Annotated in this window: 29 protein-coding genes and 2 pseudogenes; 17 read left to right on the top strand and 14 right to left on the bottom strand. The window is 61.5% G+C overall.

Annotated elements, in window-relative coordinates; translation table 11 throughout:
* Positions 1–25: 25 nt before the first annotated feature.
* Together FHT87_RS30190 and FHT87_RS30185 are read right to left on the bottom strand one after the other, a co-directional pair.
* Positions 26–532, bottom strand: coding sequence for a GFA family protein (locus FHT87_RS30190; protein WP_183806381.1), 507 nt, complete (start codon positions 530–532; stop codon positions 26–28).
* A gap of 275 nt (positions 533–807) precedes the next feature.
* Positions 808–1,335 (bottom strand): DUF4142 domain-containing protein, encoded by a 528-nt coding sequence (locus FHT87_RS30185; RefSeq protein ID WP_183806379.1) that lies wholly within the window; start codon positions 1,333–1,335, stop codon positions 808–810.
* Positions 1,336–1,548: 213 nt separating this feature from the next.
* On the opposite strand from FHT87_RS30185, the gene FHT87_RS30180 reads away from it, so the two are divergent.
* Positions 1,549–1,929: a pentapeptide repeat-containing protein gene (locus tag FHT87_RS30180; RefSeq protein ID WP_183806377.1), complete on the top strand. Its 381-nt coding sequence runs from the start codon at positions 1,549–1,551 to the stop codon at positions 1,927–1,929.
* A 154-nt stretch (positions 1,930–2,083) separates the two neighbouring features.
* Here FHT87_RS30180 and FHT87_RS30175 read toward each other — a convergent pair whose 3' ends face one another.
* Positions 2,084–2,488 carry a PAS domain-containing protein gene (locus FHT87_RS30175; RefSeq protein ID WP_183806375.1) on the bottom strand — a complete coding sequence of 135 codons (405 nt, stop codon included), beginning with the start codon at positions 2,486–2,488 and terminating at the stop codon, positions 2,084–2,086.
* Positions 2,489–2,565: 77 nt separating this feature from the next.
* Here FHT87_RS30175 and FHT87_RS30170 point away from each other — a divergent pair, with 77 nt between their 5' ends.
* The gene (locus tag FHT87_RS30170; protein ID WP_183806373.1) at positions 2,566–2,928 is read left to right on the top strand and encodes a hypothetical protein; all 363 of its coding nucleotides are present in this window, start codon (positions 2,566–2,568) and stop codon (positions 2,926–2,928) included.
* A 95-nt stretch (positions 2,929–3,023) separates the two neighbouring features.
* On the opposite strand, the gene FHT87_RS30165 is transcribed toward FHT87_RS30170, so the two are convergent.
* Positions 3,024–3,743 (bottom strand): WYL domain-containing protein, encoded by a 720-nt coding sequence (locus tag FHT87_RS30165; RefSeq protein ID WP_183806371.1) that lies wholly within the window; start codon positions 3,741–3,743, stop codon positions 3,024–3,026.
* A 102-nt stretch (positions 3,744–3,845) separates the two neighbouring features.
* Between FHT87_RS30165 and FHT87_RS30160 the strand changes: the two genes are divergently transcribed.
* From FHT87_RS30160 to FHT87_RS30150, 3 genes are all read left to right on the top strand, one after another.
* Positions 3,846–4,277: a Rid family hydrolase gene (locus FHT87_RS30160; protein WP_183806369.1), complete on the top strand. Its 432-nt coding sequence runs from the start codon at positions 3,846–3,848 to the stop codon at positions 4,275–4,277.
* Positions 4,278–4,307: 30 nt separating this feature from the next.
* On the top strand, positions 4,308–4,547 hold the full coding sequence (locus tag FHT87_RS31350; protein ID WP_246699694.1) for a hypothetical protein: 240 nt from the start codon (positions 4,308–4,310) through the stop codon (positions 4,545–4,547).
* A gap of 213 nt (positions 4,548–4,760) precedes the next feature.
* Positions 4,761–4,952 carry a DUF6494 family protein gene (locus tag FHT87_RS30150; protein ID WP_183735878.1) on the top strand — a complete coding sequence of 64 codons (192 nt, stop codon included), beginning with the start codon at positions 4,761–4,763 and terminating at the stop codon, positions 4,950–4,952.
* A 51-nt stretch (positions 4,953–5,003) separates the two neighbouring features.
* Here FHT87_RS30150 and FHT87_RS30145 read toward each other — a convergent pair whose 3' ends face one another.
* Positions 5,004–5,501: a BA14K family protein gene (locus tag FHT87_RS30145; protein ID WP_183806367.1), complete on the bottom strand. Its 498-nt coding sequence runs from the start codon at positions 5,499–5,501 to the stop codon at positions 5,004–5,006.
* A 258-nt stretch (positions 5,502–5,759) separates the two neighbouring features.
* Here FHT87_RS30145 and FHT87_RS30140 point away from each other — a divergent pair, with 258 nt between their 5' ends.
* On the top strand, positions 5,760–6,821 hold the full coding sequence (locus tag FHT87_RS30140; protein WP_183806430.1) for a class I SAM-dependent methyltransferase: 1,062 nt from the start codon (positions 5,760–5,762) through the stop codon (positions 6,819–6,821).
* A gap of 376 nt (positions 6,822–7,197) precedes the next feature.
* Here FHT87_RS30140 and FHT87_RS30135 read toward each other — a convergent pair whose 3' ends face one another.
* Entirely contained in the window at positions 7,198–9,282 is a 2,085-nt protein-coding gene (locus FHT87_RS30135; RefSeq protein ID WP_183806365.1) for a hypothetical protein, read from the bottom strand.
* 286 nt (positions 9,283–9,568) lie between these two features.
* Positions 9,569–9,738, bottom strand: a pseudogene (locus FHT87_RS30130) (IS66 family transposase); the annotation flags it as partial.
* 1 nt (position 9,739) lies between these two features.
* Between FHT87_RS30130 and FHT87_RS30125 the strand changes: the two are divergent.
* The 3 genes and pseudogenes from FHT87_RS30125 to FHT87_RS30115 form a co-directional block, all read left to right on the top strand.
* Positions 9,740–9,853: pseudogene (locus tag FHT87_RS30125) on the top strand (SAM-dependent methyltransferase); the annotation flags it as partial.
* A 467-nt stretch (positions 9,854–10,320) separates the two neighbouring features.
* On the top strand, positions 10,321–12,942 hold the full coding sequence (locus FHT87_RS31470) for an autotransporter outer membrane beta-barrel domain-containing protein (RefSeq protein ID WP_348649398.1): 2,622 nt from the start codon (positions 10,321–10,323) through the stop codon (positions 12,940–12,942).
* 296 nt (positions 12,943–13,238) lie between these two features.
* Positions 13,239–13,445 carry a hypothetical protein gene (locus FHT87_RS30115; RefSeq protein WP_183806361.1) on the top strand — a complete coding sequence of 69 codons (207 nt, stop codon included), beginning with the start codon at positions 13,239–13,241 and terminating at the stop codon, positions 13,443–13,445.
* 211 nt (positions 13,446–13,656) lie between these two features.
* On the opposite strand, the gene FHT87_RS30110 is transcribed toward FHT87_RS30115, so the two are convergent.
* From FHT87_RS30110 to FHT87_RS30095, 4 genes are all read right to left on the bottom strand, one after another.
* The gene (locus tag FHT87_RS30110; protein WP_183735873.1) at positions 13,657–13,860 is read right to left on the bottom strand and encodes a hypothetical protein; all 204 of its coding nucleotides are present in this window, start codon (positions 13,858–13,860) and stop codon (positions 13,657–13,659) included.
* 39 nt (positions 13,861–13,899) lie between these two features.
* Complete coding sequence (gene rpsU / locus FHT87_RS30105) at positions 13,900–14,145, bottom strand: 30S ribosomal protein S21 (RefSeq protein WP_183735872.1); 246 nt, start codon at positions 14,143–14,145, stop codon at positions 13,900–13,902.
* Positions 14,146–14,173: 28 nt separating this feature from the next.
* On the bottom strand, positions 14,174–14,464 hold the full coding sequence (locus FHT87_RS30100) for a cold-shock protein (RefSeq protein WP_183735871.1): 291 nt from the start codon (positions 14,462–14,464) through the stop codon (positions 14,174–14,176).
* A 130-nt stretch (positions 14,465–14,594) separates the two neighbouring features.
* Positions 14,595–14,804 carry a cold-shock protein gene (locus tag FHT87_RS30095; protein ID WP_183735870.1) on the bottom strand — a complete coding sequence of 70 codons (210 nt, stop codon included), beginning with the start codon at positions 14,802–14,804 and terminating at the stop codon, positions 14,595–14,597.
* Positions 14,805–15,265: 461 nt separating this feature from the next.
* Between FHT87_RS30095 and FHT87_RS30090 the strand changes: the two genes are divergently transcribed.
* Complete coding sequence (locus FHT87_RS30090) at positions 15,266–15,778, top strand: GNAT family N-acetyltransferase (protein ID WP_183806359.1); 513 nt, start codon at positions 15,266–15,268, stop codon at positions 15,776–15,778.
* A 203-nt stretch (positions 15,779–15,981) separates the two neighbouring features.
* Positions 15,982–16,356 carry a hypothetical protein gene (locus FHT87_RS30085; RefSeq protein WP_183806357.1) on the top strand — a complete coding sequence of 125 codons (375 nt, stop codon included), beginning with the start codon at positions 15,982–15,984 and terminating at the stop codon, positions 16,354–16,356.
* 295 nt (positions 16,357–16,651) lie between these two features.
* Here the strand turns inward: FHT87_RS30085 and FHT87_RS30080 are convergent, their stop codons facing one another.
* Both FHT87_RS30080 and FHT87_RS30075 read right to left on the bottom strand, forming a co-directional pair.
* The gene (locus tag FHT87_RS30080; RefSeq protein ID WP_183735867.1) at positions 16,652–17,257 is read right to left on the bottom strand and encodes a nucleotidyltransferase family protein; all 606 of its coding nucleotides are present in this window, start codon (positions 17,255–17,257) and stop codon (positions 16,652–16,654) included.
* 118 nt (positions 17,258–17,375) lie between these two features.
* On the bottom strand, positions 17,376–17,732 hold the full coding sequence (locus FHT87_RS30075; RefSeq protein ID WP_183735866.1) for a hypothetical protein: 357 nt from the start codon (positions 17,730–17,732) through the stop codon (positions 17,376–17,378).
* Positions 17,733–17,829: 97 nt separating this feature from the next.
* Between FHT87_RS30075 and FHT87_RS30070 the strand changes: the two genes are divergently transcribed.
* A complete protein-coding gene (locus tag FHT87_RS30070; RefSeq protein WP_183806355.1) occupies positions 17,830–18,633 on the top strand; it encodes a phosphodiester glycosidase family protein in 804 nt (267 codons plus the stop codon).
* Between the two features lie 9 nt (positions 18,634–18,642).
* On the opposite strand, the gene FHT87_RS30065 is transcribed toward FHT87_RS30070, so the two are convergent.
* Positions 18,643–19,191, bottom strand: coding sequence for an isochorismatase family protein (locus tag FHT87_RS30065; protein WP_183735864.1), 549 nt, complete (start codon positions 19,189–19,191; stop codon positions 18,643–18,645).
* A 233-nt stretch (positions 19,192–19,424) separates the two neighbouring features.
* Here FHT87_RS30065 and FHT87_RS30060 point away from each other — a divergent pair, with 233 nt between their 5' ends.
* The 5 genes from FHT87_RS30060 to FHT87_RS30040 all read left to right on the top strand — a co-directional run bounded on the left by FHT87_RS30060 (position 19,425) and on the right by FHT87_RS30040 (position 24,648).
* Positions 19,425–21,047, top strand: a complete 1,623-nt coding sequence (locus FHT87_RS30060; protein WP_183806353.1) for a GMC oxidoreductase — start codon at positions 19,425–19,427, stop codon at positions 21,045–21,047.
* Positions 21,048–21,302: 255 nt separating this feature from the next.
* Positions 21,303–21,680 carry a hypothetical protein gene (locus tag FHT87_RS30055; RefSeq protein ID WP_183806352.1) on the top strand — a complete coding sequence of 126 codons (378 nt, stop codon included), beginning with the start codon at positions 21,303–21,305 and terminating at the stop codon, positions 21,678–21,680.
* A gap of 158 nt (positions 21,681–21,838) precedes the next feature.
* On the top strand, positions 21,839–22,828 hold the full coding sequence (locus FHT87_RS30050) for a DUF2332 domain-containing protein (protein WP_183806350.1): 990 nt from the start codon (positions 21,839–21,841) through the stop codon (positions 22,826–22,828).
* Positions 22,829–23,133: 305 nt separating this feature from the next.
* Positions 23,134–23,772, top strand: a complete 639-nt coding sequence (locus FHT87_RS30045) for a DUF1326 domain-containing protein (protein ID WP_183735860.1) — start codon at positions 23,134–23,136, stop codon at positions 23,770–23,772.
* 66 nt (positions 23,773–23,838) lie between these two features.
* Positions 23,839–24,648 carry a DUF2182 domain-containing protein gene (locus FHT87_RS30040; protein WP_183806348.1) on the top strand — a complete coding sequence of 270 codons (810 nt, stop codon included), beginning with the start codon at positions 23,839–23,841 and terminating at the stop codon, positions 24,646–24,648.
* The last annotated feature ends 9 nt before the right edge of the window (positions 24,649–24,657 follow it).

Genomic DNA, 24,657 nt, shown 5'->3' with positions numbered 1-24,657 from the left:
TGACCGGTGGAACAGGACTCAGCCATCACGCCCCCCTCACCGCCCCTTTGACCGCCCATGAGGTCGTGTCGTGATCGGGGTGCTGGTTGCTGCTCTTCTTGATCGCCGCCGCCCAGTCGGCGCCGTTGTTTTCGGTCGCGCCGGTATTTTCGATGCCCGTGATCGTATCGAACCATGCCACCATGTTCTCGGTGCAGGTATTGGCATGCGGCGCGAAGGCGTTTGGATCGTCGAGCGAACCGATCATCAGGTTCGTGCGGCCGTTTTCGAGGTGGTGGAAGAACAATGGCGTGCCGCAATTGGCGCAGAAGCCGCGCTCGACCAACTCCGAGCTCTTCCAGACATCAGGCTTGCCGCGTGTCCAGATGAGCGCGTCATCGGGCGCGGCGACGAGCGCGGCAAAGATGTTGCCCGAGGCCTTCTGGCACATGCGGCAATGGCAGAGATGCGAATTGTCGAGCATGGCGGTTGCGTGGTAGCGCACGGCGCCGCACTGGCAGCCGCCGCTGACCTCCATCTCGATACGTTTCATTTTTTGCTCCTTCAAAAGACAGGTTTGCGGTTAATCCCTTCTAGGTTCTCGTCTTTTGATCGTCCAGCGCAGCCAGGACGGATCCGGAAACCGTTGGACTGGTCCGCGGCCGCGAAGATCTGCCGGCACGTCCGCCATTGGCAGCAGCGCCCATCGGTCGATATCCCCCCGCAGCCCGCGTCTCTCGATGAAAGCGGTCACGCACACGAGCGGAGTGGGGCGGCCGCCGGTCGGCATAACCGGCGGACGGTTGCCGGCCACCCCTCACCCATCTCCTACTTGTTCAAATCCTTCGCCATCTGCAGGTGATGCTCCAGCGCCGGGCGCGTCTTGGCGGCCCAGGCCTTCAGCTCCGCATTGTCGCCTTCGTCGCCGTAGCGCTTGAAGAGATCGACGGCATCCTCATGGGCATTTTCCTGATCGGAATGATATTGCTTGGTGAATTCCTCGCCCTGCAGGCTCTTGAGCTTGCCGAGCATGGACTGCTGCCCCGATGTCATCGTCTGCGGGATTTTCGCTTCCACCTTGCCGCTGGAAACCAGCGCCTTCAGTTCCTGCGTCGTCTTCTGATGATCCTTCACCATCTGCTCTGCGAAGGCCTTGGTCGGTGCATCGGCGCGCGCGATCGCAAGCTTGCTGGATTCGATCTCGAACATGTCGGATGTCGCAGCTTCCGCCACGAAATCCTCCGTCTTCGGCGCAACGCCGAGCACGGAATTGACACCGGTTTTTTCCGCCGCCGTCTGAGCGAGTACGGGCGATGCGATCAGCACGGCAAGTCCGGCGATGAGGAAAGGCTTCATGATTGTTCTCCTGATTGGGGCGTCATCAGGCAACAATTCAGGCGGGCAAAAGTTCCTCTTTTCCATCAGTGCGTGAAATTTCCGCTGTGTAACGGCCGAGCTCCGACATCGGCCTGTGCCTGCGCAGGCTCGTTTCTATCAGATTTGACGGTCGTAAATGATTGCGCAATCTGGCATTCTCTAGGTCACAATCATTGACCAGAGGGTACAACAATGGGCGATTGCCAAGAACACAACCAATTTGACGGCCCTCAGATGCAGGGAGCGCATTACGAACGCGCCGATATGTCAGGCGCAAATTTCGATGGCGTAAACCTCGCGGACGCACGGTTTTATGCTGTTTTGACCAAGGCAAGATTCACTGACACCAATTTAAGCGAAGCGGTTTTTGACGATATCACCCTTGCAGACGCGCGCTTTAATAACGTCAATCTGTCTGGAGCCGCCATCACCAATGCAAACCTGTCGCGACTGACCATAAGCGGCGTCACGTTGGCGGATTCGAACATCAAAGATGCCGATTTGACCGGGATGCGGATCAACGGCGTTCTCGTAACCGATCTATTCATGGCCTATGAACAGGCGAAAGCCTGAAAGCCATTTACTCCCGAGATAATGCATGACGTCGTCGTTCGGAGAAGGAGAAGCTCGGCATCGGCCCATCAGTGACGCTTCCCGGGCCAGACGGCGGCTTGCAGCCGATATCCGCACTCCGTCCATATAGAGCGCGGATTGACGGCAGGCCGCTCTAATGTGTCAGCGATCCCTGATGCTCGCGCTCGGCCACCGGCACGACGATGCCGGAATAGAGGATGGGTGATCCGCTGTGATCGCGGAAGGCCCGGCCGAAGGCGGCGACCATCCGGTACCGCCCGTCCCTGCCCTCCACGCGATAGGTGCTCTGCTGCGCAATATCGGCGACGAGCACTTCCGAGATCTTCTTTGCCAGTTGCGGCCGGTCATCAGGATGGACACGCGCAAGATAGTCTTCCAGCGGCAGGCCGCGCACCGTGGCGGCAGCATCGAGGCCGAAAAGCTCGGCGAGCGCGCTGTCTGCGAAGACGAGGTTCTTGACAATATCCCAGGTATAGATACCCGCATCGCAGGCTGCTTCCTCGAATATCTCGAACGAATGAACGGATTGCCCAGTCATTGCCTGCATGTTCCCACGATTATTATAGTAGAAACTAAAGGTTTGCCGGATAACTTCAAGGTAGTGGAGAAAATCTGATGCTTAGTACCCCGTTGCCAAGACGTGGTTCGAGAAAGGACGCCACAGGCATGATTACCGATGAGGAACTCGATCATCTACGATCTCTACCCACCGCCAGCGACCGGTGTTGGGCGTTCAACGCCCTGCCGCAAGTGAAGCAGGAGAAATGGCGCATCTATCGGCGGATCAAGTTCCTGACCGACTATCTCGGCATCAATCCTGAGAATGCGAAGATTGAAACCTACGGCTATTTCTACAACCGCGGGAATCGCGAGGCGGCCAGGCTCAACTGGCACCCGAAGGACGGCAAGGGCGACATATACGCCCGCCCGGACAAGACGATGCCGCTGGTGAAGGATACGACCGTCATAGACTTCTGACGGCCTAGAGCGGACCTCCGACGCCGGTACCAAGTGCCAGATTTTCACCACTAGGATTGACCACAGTGCGGCGCAGGCTTCGATCTCGCCGATACTCAGCGTGCCATTTCGCTGAAAGGGCAGACATCATCTTCGAAGGGCACGTGCCTTCGACGAAACTGCGTGCCCTCCACAATCTCCGGCTTGCCTATCCGGTCCATGCGAAAGTGGCGGAAATCCGCACGCGCGGCATCCCAGCCGACGAGATACCAAAGTGGCGGCAGGATGAGCATGGCCTGCGGTTCGGCCTCGCGCAGCGTTTCCATTCCCCTGGCGTCACGGTAGCGGAACCGCAGATGCAGCCGCTGGAGAAAAGCCGTCTCGAAGGCCGGCAGCAGCCCGGAATCGATCGACCCAATGTCCGAAATATCCTGCCTGGGCGACAATTGCCCGACATAGAGGCAGTCGAGAAGCCGGCGCAGGTCCCGCACCTTGTCCGCCGAAAGTGCCCTCTCGATCTTCGCGAGCCCGGCATCGGCAAGATCGGAGAAAGGAAGGGACCTGGCCGCGCGCATGGCGGCCACGCTGATCAGGAGCGCGAACACCTCGGTCACGAAGAGCCGAGCGGTGGTCTGCACCGACTCCGGGTCGAGTTGCAGCCCGCCACCCCGGCCGGATTCGGAATGGATGAGGAAGCCCTGATCACGCAGCGCCCCGATGTCGCGCAGTACCGTTCGCCTGGAAGCACCCACCTCCTCCGCCAGATCGTTGACCGTCGAGCTTCCGTTGCGCCGGAGGATGCGCACGATGGCGTCGTGTCTGAGGCGGATGTTCATTTGCGCACCCCGGAGCTTTTCCTGGTTCCAGCATATTTGGTGCCAAAATCTGGCACCGATTTACCTTAGGCGGGTCATGGCAACCCGACAAGGAGACAGACCATGACACCCAAGTATCAAGCACCCATGACCGCCGTAACGCCTGTTATCGTGAACCCTCCCCACCTGCACGACCCGACACCAAACGGCTACAGCACGGCGGTCATCGCCCCTTCTGCCGGCCGGCTGGCCTTCATCTCGGGCCAGGGCGGACAGGACCGGACTGGCGCTCTCTCGCCGGACTTCGCCACGCAGGTGGGAGAGGCCTATGCGAACCTCGCCGCCGTGGTCGCAGCACTTGGCGCCCGCCCGGACAAGGTCGTGAAACTGACCGTCTACGTGGTCGATCACGATATGTCGAAGCTCGGCATACTGACCGAGACCGTCACGCGCATGTTCGGCGACAGGCTCCCGGCACAGACGCTGGTTCCGGTGCCGAAGCTCGCCATCGACCCCATGCTCTTCGAGGTTGAGGCTGTCGTCCTCATGGATTGAGCGCCGACCCGCGCGAACAATGGCTGGCCGTTGCGTGCCTTCCCCGGCCAGCCGAGCCCCTCCTCGGCAAGGGCTCGCGTCACCGAAGGCAGCGTTCGCATATGGACGAGGAACCTGCCGAGCGCCTCCGGCAGCTCCACGCCGCTCCTGGGAGCGACCCCGCTCGGGCACTCCCTGTCGGAAACCGTGCGCCACCTTGCCGATTGGGCGGCTGCGCATACGGAAAACATCAGGGATAACCACCTGCGCTACGACACGGATCACGCATGAGCCGATCTGCGTCGCCTGCCCCCTGACAAAACCGCAAGATCGGTCGAGCGCGTCATGTTGCCCGCGCTTATCTGGTGCCGCCACGGACGACACGGAACGAGGCGGCGCTTCGAAACTACCATGACCAGCCGATATTGGCACCGCGCGTCTCATCCCGCTTTCCCGACCGCTCGCCTTCCCTTACAATTCCTTCCGGACACGGAGGATTCCATCATGAGCGAAGACGCCTTCAATATGTCTATCCGCAAGTTCCTGAAGGAAGTCGGCGTGACCTCGCAGCGCAAGATCGAGGAGACGGTGCGCGACGGGCAGATCGCCGGCAAGAGGCTGAAGGTCCGCATGACGCTGACGGCGGAAGGCGCTGCCCTCAACCATGTGGTGGACGGCGAAATCGAACTTCCGTAAGGCGCGACAAGCCAAGGCGATGGGATGGCGCCAGCGACCCCATGCGGGCCATCAATAGTAAGGCGAGACGCACACGCGTCGTGGACCGTTATAGGGCTGGAACGTGTCGTCGTAAGCTCTGTAGGACCGGTAACGCGCATAGCACCAGCGCGTATGTGCATCGCCGCCATAGTAGGCTCGGCGGTAATAGCGTGGCGCATAATAGCGTGGCGCGTAATATCGCGTCGAGCCGTAGTAGTACGGACCGTAATAGGTCGAGCCGTAATAGCCCTGATCGTAATAGCCGGGGCCATAATATCTGGGCTGCGCCAGCAGTCCGCCGATGATCGCGCCTGCGGCCAGGCCGCCGAGCGCCCAACCCCAGTCGTCTCCACCATTATGGCGATAGTATCCGCCGCGATAGCCGCCGTAATAGCCGCCACGGTAACGCACCGGCTGCGCCTGCAGCGCCTCGACATCAGGGGCGACAATGGTGGGAAACGCCACGGCCGGCGGAGCGCTCGTCAGCGCCGTTGCCAGCGACAGGGCAATGATTGCGAGCCTCTTCATTGGCTTCACCTTCCGTCCATATTGCAGCCGATCATTATACCGCGGAAAGGGCGGCGTGGCACTTAATTTCCAGCCCGGCGACGGTGCGTCCGAATGGACGCGCGGCGCTCAAGGCTCCTCACCCGCTCCCCTCACCCGAACGCAGCATTGACTGTCCGCCGTCCCGGCCTAGAATCACAAGTGGGTCGATGTTTCGGGCTGGGGCGGGCGCATCTTGAGGAGGGTGCCATGCAGAAATCCGACAAGCAGAAATCCGATATGAGCCAACCTGACATGCAGAAAGTCGATGCACTCGTCGGTCGCCTGGTCGGCGATCTCGGGGCCGGCGTCTCGGGCGTTCTCGTCGTGCTCGGCGATCATCTCGGCCTGTTCAGGGCGATGATGGACGGGCGGCCGCGCTCCTCGATGGAGCTGGCGGAAACGACCAGTCTCACGGAACGCAACGTGCGCGAATGGCTGGCCGCCATGGCGGCTGCCGATTACATCACCTATCACGAAGCCTCGAACAAGTTCGCCATGACGCCCGAACAGGCGCTGGTTTTCGCCAATGAGGACAGCCCCGCCTTCTTCGGCGGCGCGTTCGAAATCGTGCAGTCCATGTGGATGGACGAGCCGAAGGTGGAGGACGCCTTCCGCACCGGCAAGGGCCTCGGCTGGCACGAACACAGCACCTGCCTCTTCCGCGGCACAGAGCGCTTCTTCCGGCCCGGCTATAACAGCCATCTCGTCGAGGAATGGATTCCCTCGCTGAAGGGTGTCAAGGAAAAGCTGGAGCGCGGGGCGGAAGTCGCCGATGTCGGCTGTGGCCACGGCGCCTCGACCATTCTCATGGCCAAGGCCTTCCCGAAATCGCATTTCCACGGCTTCGACTATCACGGCCCCTCGATCGAACGCGCCAAACGGGCCGCAAAGGAGGCAGGTGTCGACGACCGCGTGAGCTTCCACAAGGCCACTGCCAAGGAATTCCCGGCCGGCAACTACGATCTCGTCGCCATGTTCGACTGCCTGCACGACATGGGCGACCCTGTCGGCGCCGGCCGGCACATCCGCGAGACCATGGCCAAGGACGGCACCTGGATGATCGTCGAGCCCTTCGCCCATGACGGGCTGAAGGACAATCTCAACCCCGTCGGCCGCGTCTATTACGGCGCCTCGGCGATGATCTGCACACCGGCTTCGATGGCCCAGGAAGTCGGCCTCGGGCTCGGCGCGCAGGCAGGCGAGATGAAGCTGCGCAAGGTGGCGATGGATGCCGGCTATCACCACTTCCGCCGGGCGAGCGAGACGCCGTTCAACATGATCTTCGAGGTGCGGAATTGAGTGGGCCACGGCGCATACCTCGCTGATTTTTGATCAAGCAAGGGGAGAGCGGAAGCGCGGCCTCGCTGGCTCCCTGTGAACAGGTACAGGTATGGCGCAGAGCGATAGATCAGCCGCTCGCCCAACACGCCTTGCCTCGGAAAACTAGATGATCCCAATATCGTGCTGATCGAGGACGACGAAAGCGTTCGCCCAGCCTTCATGTTCCTCGACGCGGGCCGCCTTCTTGAGAGCCGCCGCAGCGTTTGCTGCTGTTGCGACAACCTCCCGGTCGCGAAGGGCTCGCCGGAAATGAACGAAAGCGGTGTGCCGCTCACACCCTCATGATGAGCGAAGCAACTATGCGATAGAGGCGGTCACGCCCGGCACTGTATGCCTACCAGCGTTGGACTTGGCTGCCGACTACCGGGGTCCTGACGGGTTTCGCCAGGCCGAAGAAGACGACGAAGCCGTTGCCGCCACAGCGCGTTGAGAGCGTCTCGTCGGGTATCTTTGTCAGGCAGACCTCGTCCATGAGGTCGATGTTGTCGGCGGCCCACACGTTCCCCGCCGGATCGACAGCAACGCCAGTCAGAAACTGCATTCCTTTGCCCGCGTAGCCGGTCTTGGGAGGTGAGATCGGATCGCCGGTCTTGAAGCCCGGAGGGCATGTCTCGGTGCGTACGCCGCAAAGCTCGGTCAATGTTTTGCCAAAGCCGTTGGCGACCCATACGTGATCGTTGCCATCGACAGTAATGCCCCATGGACCGCTGATGCTTCCTCCGCCGTCAAACTGCGGTGCAGGCGCTTGTTTGTCGTCCGGGCGTATCAGGCTGACGCTGCCGCCGGGGAATTCCTCTATGATGCGGACCAGGGCGATGAACTTTTCCACCGTCTCGTCAGCGCCGCCCGCCGGCTCCAGTTTGCTTTCCAATTCGCTCCGCATCTTGGTCCGGAGCAAGCCGAGCTTTTCGCGGAGACTCGGTTCTCCCAATGTATTGGCCACCCACGCATTGCCCTGGCTGTCGATCGCGATGGCATGGGGGCTGTAGCCGACCGTCAACTGTTCGGCTTTGCCCGGATCGTTTGCCGGGAAACGGGTGACGGTGTTGGAGTTGGCGTTGGAAACGAGCACCCGGCCTTGCAGGTCGAACGCGACATGGAATGGCCCGTTTACCTGGCACGTGCCGTCGACGGGCTTGTCGTCAACGGTACGGCAGAGAATTCGCGCCTGCGCCGGATCGCCTTTCGGCAAATGGACGATCTGGCTCTTGCTCGAATCCAGCGCCCATACATCCCCGTCGGGGGTCGTATTGATGCCCTGCATTCCACCGAGCTGTCCGTTCAAGTCATAACCAGTGTCTGGGGACAGCGGTTTCCCAGTCGCATCGAACACCGAGATCGTCTTGCCTTCGATGCTGGTCACCCACACCTTGCCATCGGCCGCAATGGTGAGGCCCCAGCCGGGAAAATCCACGCCACCGCCGGTATAGCCAGTGGTCATCGGCGAGATGGGCCGACCATTCGATGCAAGCTCCGAGAGCGTGCCGCCGATCCCGCCGAACATGGTCGATTGCGACCCTGCCATCTGGTTGTTTGCCGCCCAGGCGTCGCCCTCGCTGTCGATACCGATACCGCCAAGGCCGCTGAGACCGCCACCGGCGTAACGCAGCGCAATGGTCCAGGTGCTGGGAGCGAACAGAAGGTAGGGTCGGTATGGCACGGCACGCGAGCCAGGCCCCTGTCGGGCCGGATAGAAGTGGTCCAGCAGTGCAAACAACTTTGCAGGCTCATTCCACGGATGCAGTGCGATCGCTTGCGCCGCAGTCAGCGTGTCGGTCGGAGCAGGTCCTCCGGGCGGCGTGGAAGCCTCGAACAACCTTTCGCAGGCGTCCGGTTGCACGCGGGTGATGCAGCCCGCCAGCAGGTCACCTATGGTGTTCAAGGTGGCCAGGGAAGTCGTCTGCGTGCTGTTTAGAGGGTCTTGGATGGCCGGGCCTAATCCGCCCGTCGTGAGATTCACCAGGTTCGGCACGTTGCCCGAGGCGATCTTCAATCCGAGCGCATGCCCGCTAAGCGATTCGCCTTTCAGGAACTGCGCGCCCGTCCATACCGACGCCACCGTCGTGAGCTCGTTGATGGTCACTTCTCTCGGGGCCGCCGTGCCCAGGGTTGCCATCAATGCGACGGCCGGGTTCTCTCCCTTCGGCCCGCCGATAGTGGGCTCACCGCCCTTGGCGGTCAGGTACAGCACAGCATTGCCAGCTTTCTCGGTGTCGAACTGGAACTGAAAAGCGCCGTCATCGCCCGTGCTTGTTTCAGATAGCTTGGTGGGTGCTCCCTCGCCGGCAGCCCACAGCGTCACTGTTGACTTTGCGATGGGTGCTCCGCCGCCGTTGACTTGACCAACAAGTTGCTCGGCGGCGGCGATTTGGGCAAAGGCTGTTGTAACAAGAGCGAGAGCAAGAAATGGCAGGCGCATGATCGTCACCTCATATAGTCGCGCTGGTGCCGCAGGCTGCGGAACATGATCTATCGCTAACATGGCGCTCTGATGCCTGTCAAAGTTGCATTACTTTGACGGTCGCCGTCTCTCCTTTAGGCGTCACATTCGCCGGGTAATTCCACGGGAGGAGTTCTTCTATCCGGCTCTGCTTGTGTGACCATTGACGATAGCGGTAAGGGTTGCGGTCAAATAGGCAAGCAAATCGACCGCGTTGAGCCGCGCAGCTCTGCCTCGATCCGATAGAGTTCGTTTGTCCGCCTCAGGCCTTCGGGCAGATCAGGCTTTCCGGCTCGATTATTCCTCGACACGAGGAAGGTGAGCGGGAAGAGAGCCGCGATTGGCGGCGCGTGATCTGGGGCGCGGTTTACCCGAAGGGCTATCGGCCTCGTCTTCGGCATGAACGACCGCGATGGCCGTTTCCAAGCCTTCCAGTGGCGCGCAGGCAGGCGAGAGGAAGCTGCGCAAGGTGGCGCTCGATGCCGGCTATCATCACTTCCGCCGCGCGAGCGAAACGCCGTTCAACATGATCTTCGAGGCGCGCAACTGAGGCCATCGGAGGAAGGACCAGGGTCCGGGCGTCAGCCCGACCGGTGGGCATCCCGGCGCTTCGTTGCCCGCCAGTCAGGCAAGACCGAACGGCTGGCAGGAGATCTCCTGCCCAATCGTTTTTCTCGCCTGAGTAGATGTTTTCGATCTGACTGAGCAGATGCTCTGCTCTTTCTCGTGCTGTTGTCTCAGGCCGGGTCACACTCGATCGCGGCTAGGATGAACAGTTTAACATATTGATTTAAATAAGTGTCACAAACAGCCTCTACGGCTTTGACCAACAGATTCTCATTTCCAACCCGGCATAAATTGGCCTTTATCAATTTCGTCCGGCGCGGTATCGGAAGGTGGGAAGCGCAGCAACCTTGCCTTGTGATCCCCTCACCCGCTGCGATGCAAGCAGACAGGGCAAACACACATTTTCAAAAGCATGACGCAATATTCCTATCAATTTATACGGGGGCGAGCGTGAGTGGTGCGATTGGCATCCTGAATTCTGAAAAAGCCAAGTTTCTCACGGGCGTCAGCCTCCCAGCGTTGGCGCTGGCCTGTTGCATCTCGTCCCCGGCATGGGCCGGAACCTATCCCGCAGGCAGCGACGCCGCCCTGCGCGCCGCCATCCAGTCGGCCAATGCCGATGGCGACGCCAATGCGACGATCTACATGACCGGCAGTTTTTCTATTTCAACGGCGACACTGCCGATCCCGACGAAGCCGATCACGATCGACACCAACGGCTTTGTCCTCTCAAATACCTACGATGCGACAGCCCTCACGACCAGAGGCGCTCTCACAATCCAGCAATCGACTGGAGCTCTCGTCCCGGTCACGTTCTCCGGCACTCTGGTGGGAGCAAATGCCGGCGCCGCCGCCACGACGGCAGGGCAAATCGGCGCTGTCGTTTCTGCCACCACATTCACCAATCAAGGATCGATCCGTGGCGGCAATGGCGGCGGCGCCGGCGGTGCCGGTGCGTCAGGCGGTGCCGGCGTGCGCGTGCTGACTGGTTCGTCGCTCACCAACAACGGCATTATTGTGGGTGGCGACAGCACGTCGGCTGGCGGTGGAGCGGGCGTCTCTTACGGCAATGCGATTGGAGGCCCTAATACGATCCTCAACATAGGGACGATCCGCGGAGGAAACGGGCCAACCAACGGAATTACTGCAGGTGTCGGCATTCTCGCGCAAGGAGGAACTGCGGGCCAGATCGTCAATTCCGGCACGATCGAGGGCGGAACGGGTGCTGCTGCCATCGGCGCGTCTAGCGGAACATTGAGCCTCGACATCGTCAATAGCGGCACGATCCGCGCCGGCACCGGCCAGGCGAACGCGATCGACCGGTCGGCCGCGACGACGGGCAAGGTTACGCTCGAACTGCAGCCGGGCTCGATCATAGAAGGCAACATCATTGCGGGCGTCACGCCGACGACAGACGTGCTGCGCCTCGGCGGCACCGGCAGCGACAGCGACAGCGACAGCTTCGATGTTTCGGCAATCGGTGCTGCCCAGCAATACCGGAACTTCGACACCTTTGAGAAAACCGGCACGAGCACCTGGCTGCTGACGGGCGTCGGCACCGCCACGACGGACTGGACGATCTACGACGGCACGCTGCTGATCGGCGATCATAGCGCGCCCGCCAGCGTCATCGGCGATATCACCAATTTCGGCACGCTCGGCGGCAGCGGTACGATCTTTGGCGACGTGAGCAATTCCGGCACGGTTGCGCCCGGCAATTCGATCGGCACGCTGACGATTTCAGGCAACTACATCGGCAACGGCGGCACGCTCGCCATCGAATCCGTGCTCGGCGGCGATGCCTCCCCGACCGACCGGCTGGTGGTGACCGGCAATACGTCGGGCACCACGAATGTGCGTGTCACCAATCTCGGCGGCACCGGCGCGCAGACCGTCGAGGGCATCAAGATCGTCGATGTCGGCGGCACCTCGGCCGGCAGCTTCTCACTGCTCGGTGACTATGTCTTTCAGGGCGATCAGGCCGTGGTCGGCGGCGCCTATGCCTACCGGCTCTATCAGAATGGCGTGTCGACGCCTGGTGATGGCGACTGGTATCTGCGCTCCGATCTCGCCTTTCCCGGTGCTGCCAGCGGGCCGCTTTATCAGCCGGGCGTTCCCCTCTACGAAGCCTATCCGCAGCTCCTGCTCGCCCTGAACGGGCTTTCCACGCTCCAACAGCGCATCGGCGACCACTACTGGAGAGACGACGGCAAGGCAACATCAGCCAAAGGACTCGACAATGTCTGGCTGCGCACCGAGGGCACGCACGCCGAAATCGAGCCCGATAGCGCCACGACCGTCGGGAGCTACGACTATGACATGTTCAAGCTGGAAGGCGGTCTGGATGGCGAGCTCTATCAGGATCAGGGCGGCCGGCTGATCGGCGGCCTCACCGTCCATTACGGCACGGTCTCGGGCAATATCGACTCCCTCTACGGCAATGGCGATATCGACACGACGGGCGTGGGACTTGGCGCCACGCTCACCTGGTATGGCGATAACGGCTTCTATGCCGACGCGCAGAGCCAGGTCACCTGGTTCGACAGCGACCTGACATCCGATCTCGTCGACGGCGCGATGGAGAGCGGCAACAATGGCTTCGGTTACGCGCTGGGCATCGAGACCGGCCGGCGTTTTTCAGCCTCCGGACCGTGGTCGATCACGCCGCAGGCGCAACTCGTCTATTCCTCCGTCGACTTCGACACGTTCAATGACCGCTTCGGCGCGCGGGTTTCGCTCGATGACGGCGACAGCCTCGTCGGCCGGCTCGGCCTAGCGCTCGACCGCGAAGAGCAGGTTCAGCGGGCAGACGGTGAGACGGCACTGACGAAATTCTACGGCATCGCCAATCTCTATGGCGAGTTCCTGGACGGCACCGCCGTCACCGTCTCCGGCCTCGGCTTCGAAAACAGGAACGACCCCGTCTGGGCCGGCCTCACCTTCGGCGGTTCGTATCGTTGGAGCGGGGACCGCTATCAGCTCTATGGCGAAGTGGCGGCGAAATCATCGCTGAAGGATTTTGCCGACAGCTATGCGCTCAGCGGAACGGCGGGCCTACGCGTGAAATGGTAAGTGGCGAGGCTTTGCTGCGAAAACCCCTCCTCACAAGCGGGCGTTCCGTGTGGCACAACGCAAAAAGGCGGCCCCAAGGAGCACCGCCTCAAAATATCAATCACACCAAAACCAAATCAAGGCGAGACCCAAAAGCCCCTACCCCTTCTTCGGCGCCCTGGGCTTCTTCGCCGGCGCTTCAGGCGCAGGCTGGGCGAGCCTCAGTCGCAAGCTGTTAAGTATTCATGCAAGAACATGCTGCGGAATTGGAACTATAACCGGGCACGCCGGTTATGTTCGCAGAAAAGGATAAGGCCATGACCAAGGTCCTGAATTCACGCGCAACAATTATTGTTGCTGCAGATCGTCTCAACGATTGCAAGGACTACCTCGAAACCGATTTTCACCAGCTGATCGACCATGCTCTGAGCGTCGGCTGGTCCATTGACGAGGTGGTCGTCGCACTCAGCGGCCTTGCAGAAGAAGAGATCTCCGTGCCGGAACGGGCAGTTACGTTCCATTGAAATCCGCAACGGTGAAACCCGGCCTTTTCGTGACCGCTTTGGAAATGTGGCCTGCACGACGATCGCTCCCCCCTGAGCCGGGCAGATCAGCTACCCGCTCCCCCCGAGCGGGGGTGCCCACGGCACAACGCAAAAAAGGCGGCACCCTAAGGAACACCGCCTCAAAATATCAATCATACCAAAGCCAAATCAAGGCGAGACCTAAAAGCCCCTACCCCTTCTTCGCCTTACCCTTCTTCGCCGGTGCCTCGGGCACCGGCTGGGCGAGCCTCAGCGCACGCAGCTTTTCCGTTTTCTTCTGCCGGGCGGCAGCTTCGCTTTCGAGGATGCCCTTGGCGACAGACGTCGTCTGCTCAGCCTTCGCCTGCGGCGAAAGCTTTTCGGGCTTGAAGAACGTATCCTTCGACTCGGTCATGTCTCCTCCTCCTCGTTGGATCCTGAGACCGGGAAAGCGTCAGCGGGCGCCGCGAGCGATCACCTTCTTCTTCGGTGCCGGCAGCAGGCCTTCGCGCTGCGCCTGCTTGCGGGCGAGCTTGCGGGCGCGGCGGATGGCTTCGCCCTTTTCGCGGGCGCGCTTTTCCGACGGCTTTTCATAGGCGCTGCGTTCCTTCATTTCGCGGAACACACCTTCGCGCTGCAGCTTCTTCTTGAGCACGCGGAGGGCTTGGTCGACATTGTTGTCTCGGACGAGTACCTGCAAGTTTTCTCCTTAATCAGCGTTGCTGCTGTTATTTCCTGATGCGGATCGAATTCGAATTGATCCAGCTCGATTTCGGACTCTCGGTAACCGCCCGCGCCTCGGAAGGCAAGGGCGACGAGGGCGATGCGAGCACGTCTATATCATCCTGGCGGACGCTGCGCTCGAAATTTTCGTTCTGAAACCGCACGCGGTAATGAACGAAACCCTGCGCAGCCGGCAGGACGGATAGAATGTTGCCGGAACCCGAGGGCTGCGCGTTGCCGAGAACGCCATTCTTCAGCACAATGGTGTCACCCGGCCGGTAACGACGATATGCCATGTCGTTCTACCCTCATGAAACAAAAATTAAAGGCCGGGACTGCTCCCGACCTTCCCTGGCCAGTGCCTGGCCTCAGTCATCGTCTCCGCGCGCCAGTACATCCGTGGTCGCGCGAAGTCGTGACAAGTTCTTAGGCAGCCCGGAGGTTATCGGCAGAGCTCTTGCCCGAGCGGCGGTCCTGCACGATGTCGTAGCTGACCTTCTGTCCGTCTGCGAGCGAGCGCAGGCCTGCGCGTTCAACTGCAGAAATATGGACGAAAACGTCGGCGCCGCCGTTATCCGGCTGGATAAAACCGAAACCCTTGGTGGCGTTGAACCACTTGACTGTACCTGTATTCATAACGATCTCCTTTCAAAGCAACCGTTGAAATTCCCGCGATACCCTGCGGGCTTGGGTCGATTATTTGGAAGGAAATCTGGCGAGAGCGCAATGGCTCTTCAACGACGTCACAAGCAATGGTCGATTTGCGTAATATACGGTCAATTTTAAATTTGGCAACAGACACAGCCGGAAAAACTTCGAATCACCTGCAAGTTTTTGCTGCAAGCGGCTGATTTGGTGATGGAATTTTTATTCGGGCCGACTAACGCAACGTCATCCTCGGGCTTGTCCCGAGGATCTACTGCGGGCGGCGGCAGATCCTCGGGACAAGCCCGAGGATGACGAAGGGGCCAGTGGCAGTCCGGTGCTGGTGGATCCCGGATAACCGGCGTTCGGCCGCCACTCGCGGAGATATGGCCTTGCAACCGGCCGCAATGTCGTCAGGATCCCCGATCGAAAGCCCACCTGGAATCACACCTATGCCGACGAAGCCGGTTGAACATGTAGTCAAGATCCGCCCTGCCAATCCCCGCGACATGGAAATCCTCGGCGGCTTCGGCGCCCTGCTCGTCGCGATGCATCATGAACTGGATGCCAGGCGCTTCATCGAAGCGGCGAAAAGCACGCCGTTGCGATACGGGCAGTTCCTCAAGAGCCAAGTCACCCGACCCGAAGTCATCGTCATCGTCGCCGAAGAGGACGGCGCGCTGGTCGGCTATGCCTATGCGGAGCTGCAGGGCTTCGACTACATGTCGCTGCGCGGGCCGGCGGGCGTCATCCACGACCTCTTCGTCGATCCGGCACGCCGCCGCGAAGGCGTCGGGAGACTGCTCCTGGAAGCGGCGATGGCCGGATTGAAATCCCTCGGCGCCGAACGCTTCGTGCTCTCGACCGCCTACCGCAACGAGACCGCCCGCAGCCTCTTTGCCGCCATGGGCTTCCGCCCGACGATGATCGAGATGACGCGCGAAGCGGATCAGGCAGACGGCTAGACCGGCTTGTGCGCCCTGCCCCACCGGTATCCGGCTACCGGATGCCCTTTGCCCTATATGCGCCATCGCGAATAAAATTGTGCAGTGCCGCCATCCCATCTTGCCCTTGCCTTCGGTTGGCGGTTTTTGGGAACTTCCGGCTGCAGGGAGAATTCATAGGATGACGCACCTCTCGCCCCTTCCTCGCACGGCAGGAGTGGACCATGGCAAAGACGACTGAGTTCAAGACAATAAGGGCGCTTGCCGTAGCACTTTGCGCCGCCCTGCTTTTCAGCGGCGCCGCCAAGTGGCCGGCTCTGCCGAACTCGGGCTTTTTAACCGGCCGGGCCGCGGCCCCCGAGGATGTCGATAACGGAACGGCGATCTTTGCCACCGGGCAGGATGACCAAAGCTACGGCAAGCCGATCGATATCGAAATCCCGCAATACGGCTATTTCCGCCAGGAAGACAAATACGTCATCATCCTGCAGGCCGAAAAATATGATGGAAAAAGCATCATCGGCGCCGAGACATTCGATGGCAGGAAGGTGGTGGGGTTGATCGACGAATTCGACCTGCTGGGCGTCCACGCCCGGTAGTTTCTGCGCAGGCTGAACCATGCCCCCCGGCGCATAAAAAAAAGAGGCTCGTCGGGAGAGACGGCCTCGAAATTGCGTCAATTTGGCCCAGCTCCACAAGGCCGACTTCAGCCTAGCCATCATCAGGGAAATCGCTACCCCCAATCGGGTGATATCCGGCGGGATTGTAACGATTTTCTTGAGAAATTTCCGTTTCCTTAGCCAGCCCGACGAGCACAGAGGCGGCGTACTATGGCGCCCGTCTCACTGATAGTTAGAGCCAAGCGGGATCTTCGCGATAGACAGCCGGCGTGGATTATGTGCGAACGTCAGCGTCGTGGTGCGCTGCCGCCCCTGTTTGGCCATCAACAATCGTCAGCCACGGCCACCGCTGTAGATACTGGGTGCATTTGATCAGGTATAATTCAAGCTGAGGATTGAGAGAGTTCAGGCGCAGGATGCCATTCCACATGTCATCCAAGCCATCGGGAGCATAAAGGCTGTCGTCGCAAAGGCGAATACCAACCCTTGTGCAAAGGGTAAGATAACGGTCGATGCCATCCTCCGCCTTTTGTAGTGCTGGATATTCCGCTCCGAACTTGTCCTTGTACCAGAGGTGGACCCGCGCCTGGTTCTTGATCTCCACCTTCGCGGATAGATCGGCGACCGCCTGCTGCACTCGGCGAATGACGACGTCTTCCGCCTCCCATGACAGGTCGGAGTCATCGAAATAAAAGATGTCGTAGTCTTTTATCCCATACTGAGGATCATGACCGGACTTTAAATTCCAAACCGTCTGGACGAGGCAGCCGGCGGTTAGAATGCCTTGGGGGATCTGGAGGGCGCGCAGCCGGCTCAATAATTCAGCGTTTACAGGGTTACGGCGGACGAATTCGAAGAACTGCTGCTCCGTAAGCGACATAACTCCTCCTCTGTCTATCAGTCTCGTGAAACCGCCGTCGCAAAAAACCGGCGAAGCGACACCTGCTTTCCTGATTTCTGCGACATCGCGACGACTGATTCAATGACCTCGCTTCTGATCAGGCTCCATACACGGCAAGCCCGATGACCGCCGTGAGCAACAAGAGGCAGAAGCCGGCGATGGTACCGGCGAAGATGCCGGCGGCAAGGCTCGATTTCGGTGCGATCCAGACGGTGACCGCCGGCGGCCCGATCAGCAGGCAAAGCGCCTGCGCAGCGCCCGCAGGGCCGAACCGCATATCGAGCTGCGGCGCGGTTCCTATCACCACTTCGACCCACAGGACGATGCCTCCAAAAACGATGATACTTGCGATGCTGCCGAGCGCCCAGCCATAGGCTTTTCGCACGCGCCAGATCTCCCAAAGGGCGGGCGGTAGGGCCAATATCCAGGGCAGCAGGTCGGTCAGCGTGTGCATACGGCAAGCTTCGCAGGTAGACGTTAATTTGCTCCTCGCTCTCGCCTTCTTTCCCGGTCATCAGCTACGAGTGACGGGTTACGAGTCAGGAGATGCCATGCTTCGCACCATGTTCGCCTTTGCCCTGCTCCTTGCCGGTGCCCTCACCGCCAAAGCACAGGCTCCGGATGCAGACGCCACGCCGGCGCCGGCAGACCCCTGCGCGCGCCAAAACTTCGAAGGCGCCGACTATATCGTCTGCGATGTCGATCCCGCAGAGTCGGACCTGCGCCTGTTCTGGAAGGATGCCGGCGGCAAGCCCTATCGCAGGTTTTCGGGCGTCGCCGATGCTGTCACCGGTGAAGGACATCGGCTCCTCTTTGCCATGAATGCTGGCATGTACCGCGAGGATTTTACGCCGATGGGGCTTTATGTCGAGGATGGCAAGGCGCTGATACCGGTCAACGTGGAGGCGCCGCCCAAGGTTTCCGGCCCGGTGCCGAACTTCTTCAAGCAGCCGAACGGCATCTTCTATCTCGATAAGGCCGGCGCCCACATCGTCTCAACCGAAGACTTCCTGAAGCAGAAACCGAACGTGCAGCTCGCCACCCAATCCGGCCCGATGCTGGTCATCGAAAACAGGATCAACCCGATCTTCATACCAGGCTCGAGCGACCGCACGCGCCGCAACGGCGTCGGGCTCTCAGCCGACGGCACGCTGCGCTTCGTCATCAGCGAAGGCGACGTGAACTTCCACGATTTCGCAAGCTTCTTCCGCGACGGGCTGAAATGCCCCGACGCACTTTTCCTCGACGGCGGAAACGGCACCGGGCTCTACAATCCGGCGCTCAGCCGCAACGACACATCCTGGCACGGCGGCTACGGACCGATCTTCGCTCTGGTGGGCGAGAAGCGGGATTAGACGTCGAAGTCAAGCAGGCTGCATGGCCGTCAGCTGCCGCGTCTCGACCATCTCGGCGAAATCGGAGGCCAGATGCGCCATCGTCACGTCGAAGATCTCCCGTGCCGACAGATCGGCATCCGGCAGGTCGAAGCCGAGCACGGCGTCCTTGACGACGCTCATCTTGAAGCCGAGGTCGGAACCGGCGCGCACGGTGGTATTGACGCAGAAGCCGGCGACCGCTCCCGTCACGACCAGATGCGTGATCCCGACCTCGCGCAGATAGCCTTCGAGCTCGGTGGAGGCAAAGGCAGACGAGGTGGATTTGATGAAGACCGGCTCGTTCTCCCGCGCCACGGCGCAGGGCATCGGCCGGTATCCCGGCGCATGTTCGTTGAGCGCCGAGCTCTCGTCGGCCTCGCGATGGCGGATATGGATGACCGGCTTGCGGGCGGCGCGGAAGGCGGCGGCAAGGGCTGCGATATTATTCCCCGCCTCGCCGTTCACATGCGCGCGCCCGGCATCGAGCCGCTCCTGCATGACCATCTGCATATCGATGATGAGGAGTGCACTCGTCATGGTTCCCTGATCCTTTTCCGCGCCCAAAGGGCTCTGACCAGAGCTCTAGCATTTGCCGCGGGCCAAGTCGCTGACAAAACGGGGCAACGGGGTCAACAGGTCATCACTTCTGCGCCAGCTCCGCAAGCCTTCACGACATCGCAACAACCGACGGCTGAATAACGCTAAAATTACATTACACGACACCGCAAAATACGGCTATGATCCCGCCATCATAGCCGGGGGGTGGTGAAATGATTTCGTCGCTTCAAAGCCTGCTTGCGGGGCGCGTCGACGTGTGCGTCGTCGGCTCCGGGCCTGTCGGTCTGGCGCTGGGCACGGCACTTGCCCGGTCGGGGCTTTCGGTCGCGCTCCTGGAATCCGGCGGCAAGGCCGTCTCGGCCAAGACGAACCGGCTGGCGGCCGCCGCCTCCATCAGCACCGCCCACCATGCCGAAGCGAGCCTGACCATCAGGCGGGCGGTCGGCGGCACCTCGAAAGCCTGGGGCGGCCGGTGCGTGGAGTTCGACGACAGCGATTTCGATGGCAGGCCGGTGCGCGGCGATGCGCGCTGGCCGATCGAACACAGCGCCTTCAGGGCCTATTACGACGACGCCCGCGCCTTTCTCGGCGCCGAGCTGCCCGCTTCCGGGAGGCCGGATCCACAAAGGGACCTGCAGGATGATCCGGGCGGAGATTTCGAACCCTCGGTCGAAAGCTGGGCCAGCCAGCCGGATATGGCGAAGGCCCACGGGACGCTGATCGAGAGCTTGCCGAACCTGCATCTCGTCACCCAGGCCACCGTGATCGGCCTCGATCTCGACCGCGAAGGCGCCCGCATGAAACGGGCGCTCGTGTGGCATCGCGGCAAGCTGCATTCGCTGGGCGCCACGATCTTCGTGCTGGCCTGCGGCGGGCGGGAAAATGCCCGGCTGCTGCTGGCGGCGCAGGAAATCGCGCCGCGGCTCTTCGGCGGCCCGGAAGGCCCGCTCGGGCGCTATTACATGGGGCATCTGGCCGGCGAGATCGCCCGCATCCGCTTTGCCGACCGCTCCTTCATGGAAAAGCTGTTCTTCCGGCGCAACGGCACGGGCGCCTGGTTCCGCTCGCGGCTGATCCCGAGCTGCAGGCTGCAGAAGGAACATGAGCTGCTGAACAGCGTCTTCTGGCTGCGCAGCCCGCCGCTCGAGGAAGTCTATTCGACGGCGGGCGCCCGCGCGACGCTGAACATGATCAGGGCGATATCAGGCAGGCGCAGGATGCGCCGCATGTCCTTCAAGGCGAAGGCGCCGGATACCGCCTCGCTGTCCGATCTGGTCGCAAACCCCGTGGAGAGCTTCAACGCCGCCCTGCAGCTGACGACGGCGGCGCTGAAATCCGAGCGCCAGCCGAATTTCTTCGTGAAGAACGACGAACATCTCTATTGGCTCGCCTATCACGGCGAGCAGCTGCCGGCCGCCGCAAACCGCGTGCGGCTGAGCTCCGAGGTCGACGAAACCGGCCTGAAACGGCTGGCCGTCAGCTTCGATTTCGCCGAGGAGGACCTCGCCTCGCTGATCAGGAGCCACCATGCGCTGGCCGAATGGATCACCAGACGGCGGATCGGCACCGTCGAATGGCTCTACCCCGAGGAAACGCTCTCCGCCGCCGTCCGCCGCCAGGCGCTCGACGGCTACCACCAGATCGGCCTGACGAGAATGGGCGCCTCGCCGCGCACGAGCGTCGTCGACGGCAACTGCCGCTGCCACGACCTCACCAACCTCTATGTCGCCGGCAGCTCGGTGTTTCCGGTGTCAGGACAGGCCAACCCGACGCTTCCGGCCGTGGCGCTGGCGCTGCGGCTGGCGGACCATTTGAAGGGGGAGCTGCGGGGGTGAGGTAATGGTGTGCCGTGGGGCACTTCACCCAACTTCGCATAGAGCGGAACCGGCATACACCCTGACGGGATTCGCGAGGTTGCACAATTCAAGATAGCACAACATCTGTTAGAACATTTTCCGACCACCAATGTTCTTTCATACCATAATCAGCAATGGCTAATTGTTGTTATCGACACCTGGAGTGCATCATTTCCCCGGCAGGTTGGAGAGACGCAATCAGAGATCATCGACATCCAGGTGGAGGGAAGAAACATGAAACGCATCGCAGCTTTCGCAGTGATCCTTGTTTTCGGCGCATTTCCCGCAATCGCCGCGACCGCGATGACCGGCAAGGAACTGACGGCCCTGTTGTCGAATGGCAAGGAACTCACTTTGGGTGGGCCGAAGGAAGGATATAGCGGCACCCTGTCCATATCGAAGGATGGGACCGCCAAGGGTCAGGTCAAGCTCGACAACGGTGACGTGATCCCGATCGAAGGCAAATGGCACATCGCCGGCAACAAGTTTTGCCGAACCTGGAAGGCCGGCCGGGACGCCGGAAAGGAAATCTGCGAGACCTGGAACAAGACCGGCCCGAACTCCGTGCGCGTCATGAACGGCAAGCGCGATCTCGGCCCCAATTCATGGTGATCGCCCGACCGGCTATCGCTCCTGTTCCTCAGCCTCATCCGCCGTGTGGGCTTGATGTCCTTGGTCATTCGACCACCGCGTATCGGTCGTCTATTGACTGCCATCAGATCCTGATATCGTGTATTGTGGCCAGACGTCGTGGTCGAGGATCAGCTGATATGGACGAGGAAGGCTTGGCTGAGATCTCGGCCCGGTATGTTCACTTCGCCGATACGGAAGCCCACGGCCGTTCGCCGCTCTACGAGGCGTTGGCGCGCGCGGTTGCCGGGGACCGGGAGACACTCGGCTTCCTGTCGACCCTCCCCGATATGAAAAGGCAACCGAACCTTCTGCTTGCGGCGGTGCGTCACCTGTTCGGCACGCCGACGGGCTGGGCCGAGTTCCGCCAGGCACTGCTGGCCCACCCCAACGCTGTCCGTTCGCTGATGCTCGAGCGTTCGACACAAACCAACGAACCGGGACGGTGCGCCTCGCTGCTCCCTGTCCTGGCGCGATTGCCGCAGCCGCTGGCGCTCCTCGAGGTCGGCACCTCCGCAGGGCTCTGCCTCCTGCCCGACCTCTATGGTTACGACTACGGCGACAAGGCGATCCGCGCCCCCGTGATGGGCTCAGAGCCGCCAGTCTTGCGTTGCTCCGCCAGTAAGACGACCCCATTGCCGACGGCCGCACCACGCGTCGTCTGGCGAGCGGGGCTGGACCTCAGTCCAATCGATGCTTCGGATCCTGCGCAGGTCGCATGGCTTGAGACACTGGTCTGGCCGGAGCAGACGGAACGGCTTGCCAATCTGCAGGCGGCCGTCAGAATCGCCGCCACGGTCAAGCCACGGATCGTGAAGGGTGACCTGCGCGGGAGCGAGTTCGTTCGACTCTGCAAGCAAGCCCCAAAGGACGCCACCCTTGTCGTCTTTCACACGGCTGTCCTCGACTACGTCTCCGACCCCGCAGACAGGGAGGCTTTCGCCGAGCAGGCGATGCGGCTCGCGCCCTATTGGGTATCGAACGAGTTCCCCCGCGCGTTCCCATCCATTGCCGCGCGCGCAGGAACAACCTGGCCACCCGGGCGCTTCCTCCTGTCTGTGAACCGCTCTCCTGTCGCCTGGACCGACCCGCATGGAGCTTCGCTCGCATGGATCGCGGACGAGGCTTAAGGGACTGGCCGATGCAGAGCGTCGCCAGAGATGATGTCCATGGAGCGTCCAGAGCGCCATCCGCCGACGATCGCTGAATACCTGGAAAAGTACGGCTCCGAGATCCCGATTGAAGACGGCGCGACGGTGAAGCGGACAAAGCGATCCAGTCAACCGGATCGTTTTACTCATACGGAACGGGCGGGAGCATCACGTGAGAGATATGTGGCCGGGCGGCCAGTCTATCAGCGAACGACAGACGTACTACTGGATTGTGACCCGGCATCGACGTATAATCCGGTGTTGAATTTCCGGGAGGGACAGCCATGAATGCAGTACCTCAATGGCGGCTCGCAGGCGACTGGTTCGACATCTGCAGCTGCGACATTCCCTGTCCTTGCGAGTTCGCACAACGGCCAACAGGCAATCATTGCCAGGGCGTGCTCGCCTGGCATGTGCGCGAGGGTCAATATGGCGGCGTGAAGCTGGACGGTCTGACGCTCGTGGCGCTCGGCGAGTTCGAAGGCAACCTCTGGGCTGGAGAGGCCAAGGCCGTGATGGGCATGTACATCGACGAGAAGGCGGACGAGCGGCAGCGCGAAGCCCTGCAGGCGATCTTCGGCGGCCAGGCCGGCGGCTGGCCGGCGGGGTTTGCGGCCAATATCGGCGAGATGCGTGGCATGGAATTCGTGCCGATCACTTTTGAGGTAGCGGGCGACCTCGCCACCTGGCGGGTCGAAATTCCCGGCCGCGTCGTCGGGCGCGCAGAAGCGCTTTCCGGCCCAACGACACCACCCGGAAAGCGGGTGCAGACGATCAACCCGCCGGGCTCGGAGGTTGGCCCGGGCCAGGTTGCCACCTGGGGGCGCTCCGTAGAAGTGAGCACCAAGGGCTTCGGGTTCGACTGGACGGGCACGGCCCGCTCAAGCAAGCACATCCCGTTCGACTGGACCGGCCCGAACTAGGGCGGCGTTCCATTGCCTGGCGCGTTCCCAAGGAAATCGTGGCGTTTCACCCGGAATCTTCGTGGCATGCCGCTGTATCTCCTTGCATCGCTCGCTGTGCTGACAGCGGCGGCATGGGCGCTCACCCTCTACCAGACCTTCAGCATGGACATGCCCATGGGCATCACCGTGCGCGGCGGGATGGAGGGTATGGAAGGCATGGCCGGCATGGCTATGGCCGGAATTGCTACCGCCGGCTGGTCAGTTGCCGGCGCCGTCACCTTTGTGGCGGTGTGGACTGTGATGATGGCGGCTATGATGCTGCCGGCCGCCGCACCCATGATCTTCATGTTCGCGGCGGCACAGGCGAGACGCGAACAGCACGTGGCCATCCCGACATGGATCTTCGTCGCTGGCTACATGCTCGTCTGGGCGGCGGCAGGCCTTCTCGTCTATCTCCTGGTTCAGTTCGGCAGCGAGTTTGCAGCGAGCCTCGATCCGCCTCAGCGGTCGACATGGGCACCGCTCGCGCTCGGCGCCACTCTCGGCGTAGCCGGGCTCTACCAGTTCACGAGCCTCAAGCACATTTGCCTGAGCCATTGCCGTTCGCCGCTCGCTTTCGTTGCGCAGCACTGGCGCGATGGCCGGGTTGGCGCCCTTGAGATGGGGCTGCGCCACGGCGTCTATTGTTTCGGGTGCTGCTGGGCGCTGTTTGCCGTGCTGGTCGCGGCCGGCGTCATGAGCGTCGCCTGGATGCTGCTTCTGACGCTGGTCATTTTCGTCGAGAAGCTGCTGCCGCGTGGCCGCCGCTTCGAAGGTGCTTTGGGCATTGCGCTAATGGGTCTCGGGATCCTTGTATCGCTCGGGACGATTGAGATGCCTTGGATGAGCCGTTAAGGGCGTTCC

This window comes from Rhizobium sp. BK316, from assembly GCF_014193695.1.
Lineage (GTDB): Bacteria > Pseudomonadota > Alphaproteobacteria > Rhizobiales > Rhizobiaceae > Rhizobium.
The sequence above is the reverse complement of the archived record's forward strand: the minus strand, read 5'-3'. Positions and strand labels throughout refer to the sequence as shown.

What these genes read in the sequence shown, in the direction of transcription:
- FHT87_RS30190 (WP_183806381.1), bottom strand. Translation starts at nt 532, where the DNA reads ATGAAACGTATCGAGATGGAGGTCAGCGGCGGCTGCCAGTGCGGCGCC.
- FHT87_RS30185 (WP_183806379.1), bottom strand. Translation starts at nt 1,335, where the DNA reads ATGAAGCCTTTCCTCATCGCCGGACTTGCCGTGCTGATCGCATCGCCC.
- FHT87_RS30180 (WP_183806377.1), top strand. Translation starts at nt 1,549, where the DNA reads ATGGGCGATTGCCAAGAACACAACCAATTTGACGGCCCTCAGATGCAG.
- FHT87_RS30175 (WP_183806375.1), bottom strand. Translation starts at nt 2,488, where the DNA reads ATGACTGGGCAATCCGTTCATTCGTTCGAGATATTCGAGGAAGCAGCC.
- FHT87_RS30170 (WP_183806373.1), top strand. Translation starts at nt 2,566, where the DNA reads ATGCTTAGTACCCCGTTGCCAAGACGTGGTTCGAGAAAGGACGCCACA.
- FHT87_RS30165 (WP_183806371.1), bottom strand. Translation starts at nt 3,743, where the DNA reads ATGAACATCCGCCTCAGACACGACGCCATCGTGCGCATCCTCCGGCGC.
- FHT87_RS30160 (WP_183806369.1), top strand. Translation starts at nt 3,846, where the DNA reads ATGACACCCAAGTATCAAGCACCCATGACCGCCGTAACGCCTGTTATC.
- FHT87_RS30150 (WP_183735878.1), top strand. Translation starts at nt 4,761, where the DNA reads ATGAGCGAAGACGCCTTCAATATGTCTATCCGCAAGTTCCTGAAGGAA.
- FHT87_RS30145 (WP_183806367.1), bottom strand. Translation starts at nt 5,501, where the DNA reads ATGAAGAGGCTCGCAATCATTGCCCTGTCGCTGGCAACGGCGCTGACG.
- FHT87_RS30140 (WP_183806430.1), top strand. Translation starts at nt 5,760, where the DNA reads ATGAGCCAACCTGACATGCAGAAAGTCGATGCACTCGTCGGTCGCCTG.
- FHT87_RS30135 (WP_183806365.1), bottom strand. Translation starts at nt 9,282, where the DNA reads ATGCGCCTGCCATTTCTTGCTCTCGCTCTTGTTACAACAGCCTTTGCC.
- FHT87_RS30115 (WP_183806361.1), top strand. Translation starts at nt 13,239, where the DNA reads ATGACCAAGGTCCTGAATTCACGCGCAACAATTATTGTTGCTGCAGAT.
- FHT87_RS30110 (WP_183735873.1), bottom strand. Translation starts at nt 13,860, where the DNA reads ATGACCGAGTCGAAGGATACGTTCTTCAAGCCCGAAAAGCTTTCGCCG.
- FHT87_RS30100 (WP_183735871.1), bottom strand. Translation starts at nt 14,464, where the DNA reads ATGGCATATCGTCGTTACCGGCCGGGTGACACCATTGTGCTGAAGAAT.
- FHT87_RS30095 (WP_183735870.1), bottom strand. Translation starts at nt 14,804, where the DNA reads ATGAATACAGGTACAGTCAAGTGGTTCAACGCCACCAAGGGTTTCGGT.
- FHT87_RS30090 (WP_183806359.1), top strand. Translation starts at nt 15,266, where the DNA reads ATGCCGACGAAGCCGGTTGAACATGTAGTCAAGATCCGCCCTGCCAAT.
- FHT87_RS30085 (WP_183806357.1), top strand. Translation starts at nt 15,982, where the DNA reads ATGGCAAAGACGACTGAGTTCAAGACAATAAGGGCGCTTGCCGTAGCA.
- FHT87_RS30080 (WP_183735867.1), bottom strand. Translation starts at nt 17,257, where the DNA reads ATGTCGCTTACGGAGCAGCAGTTCTTCGAATTCGTCCGCCGTAACCCT.
- FHT87_RS30075 (WP_183735866.1), bottom strand. Translation starts at nt 17,732, where the DNA reads ATGCACACGCTGACCGACCTGCTGCCCTGGATATTGGCCCTACCGCCC.
- FHT87_RS30070 (WP_183806355.1), top strand. Translation starts at nt 17,830, where the DNA reads ATGCTTCGCACCATGTTCGCCTTTGCCCTGCTCCTTGCCGGTGCCCTC.
- FHT87_RS30065 (WP_183735864.1), bottom strand. Translation starts at nt 19,191, where the DNA reads ATGACGAGTGCACTCCTCATCATCGATATGCAGATGGTCATGCAGGAG.
- FHT87_RS30060 (WP_183806353.1), top strand. Translation starts at nt 19,425, where the DNA reads ATGATTTCGTCGCTTCAAAGCCTGCTTGCGGGGCGCGTCGACGTGTGC.
- FHT87_RS30055 (WP_183806352.1), top strand. Translation starts at nt 21,303, where the DNA reads ATGAAACGCATCGCAGCTTTCGCAGTGATCCTTGTTTTCGGCGCATTT.
- FHT87_RS30050 (WP_183806350.1), top strand. Translation starts at nt 21,839, where the DNA reads ATGGACGAGGAAGGCTTGGCTGAGATCTCGGCCCGGTATGTTCACTTC.
- FHT87_RS30045 (WP_183735860.1), top strand. Translation starts at nt 23,134, where the DNA reads ATGAATGCAGTACCTCAATGGCGGCTCGCAGGCGACTGGTTCGACATC.
- FHT87_RS30040 (WP_183806348.1), top strand. Translation starts at nt 23,839, where the DNA reads ATGCCGCTGTATCTCCTTGCATCGCTCGCTGTGCTGACAGCGGCGGCA.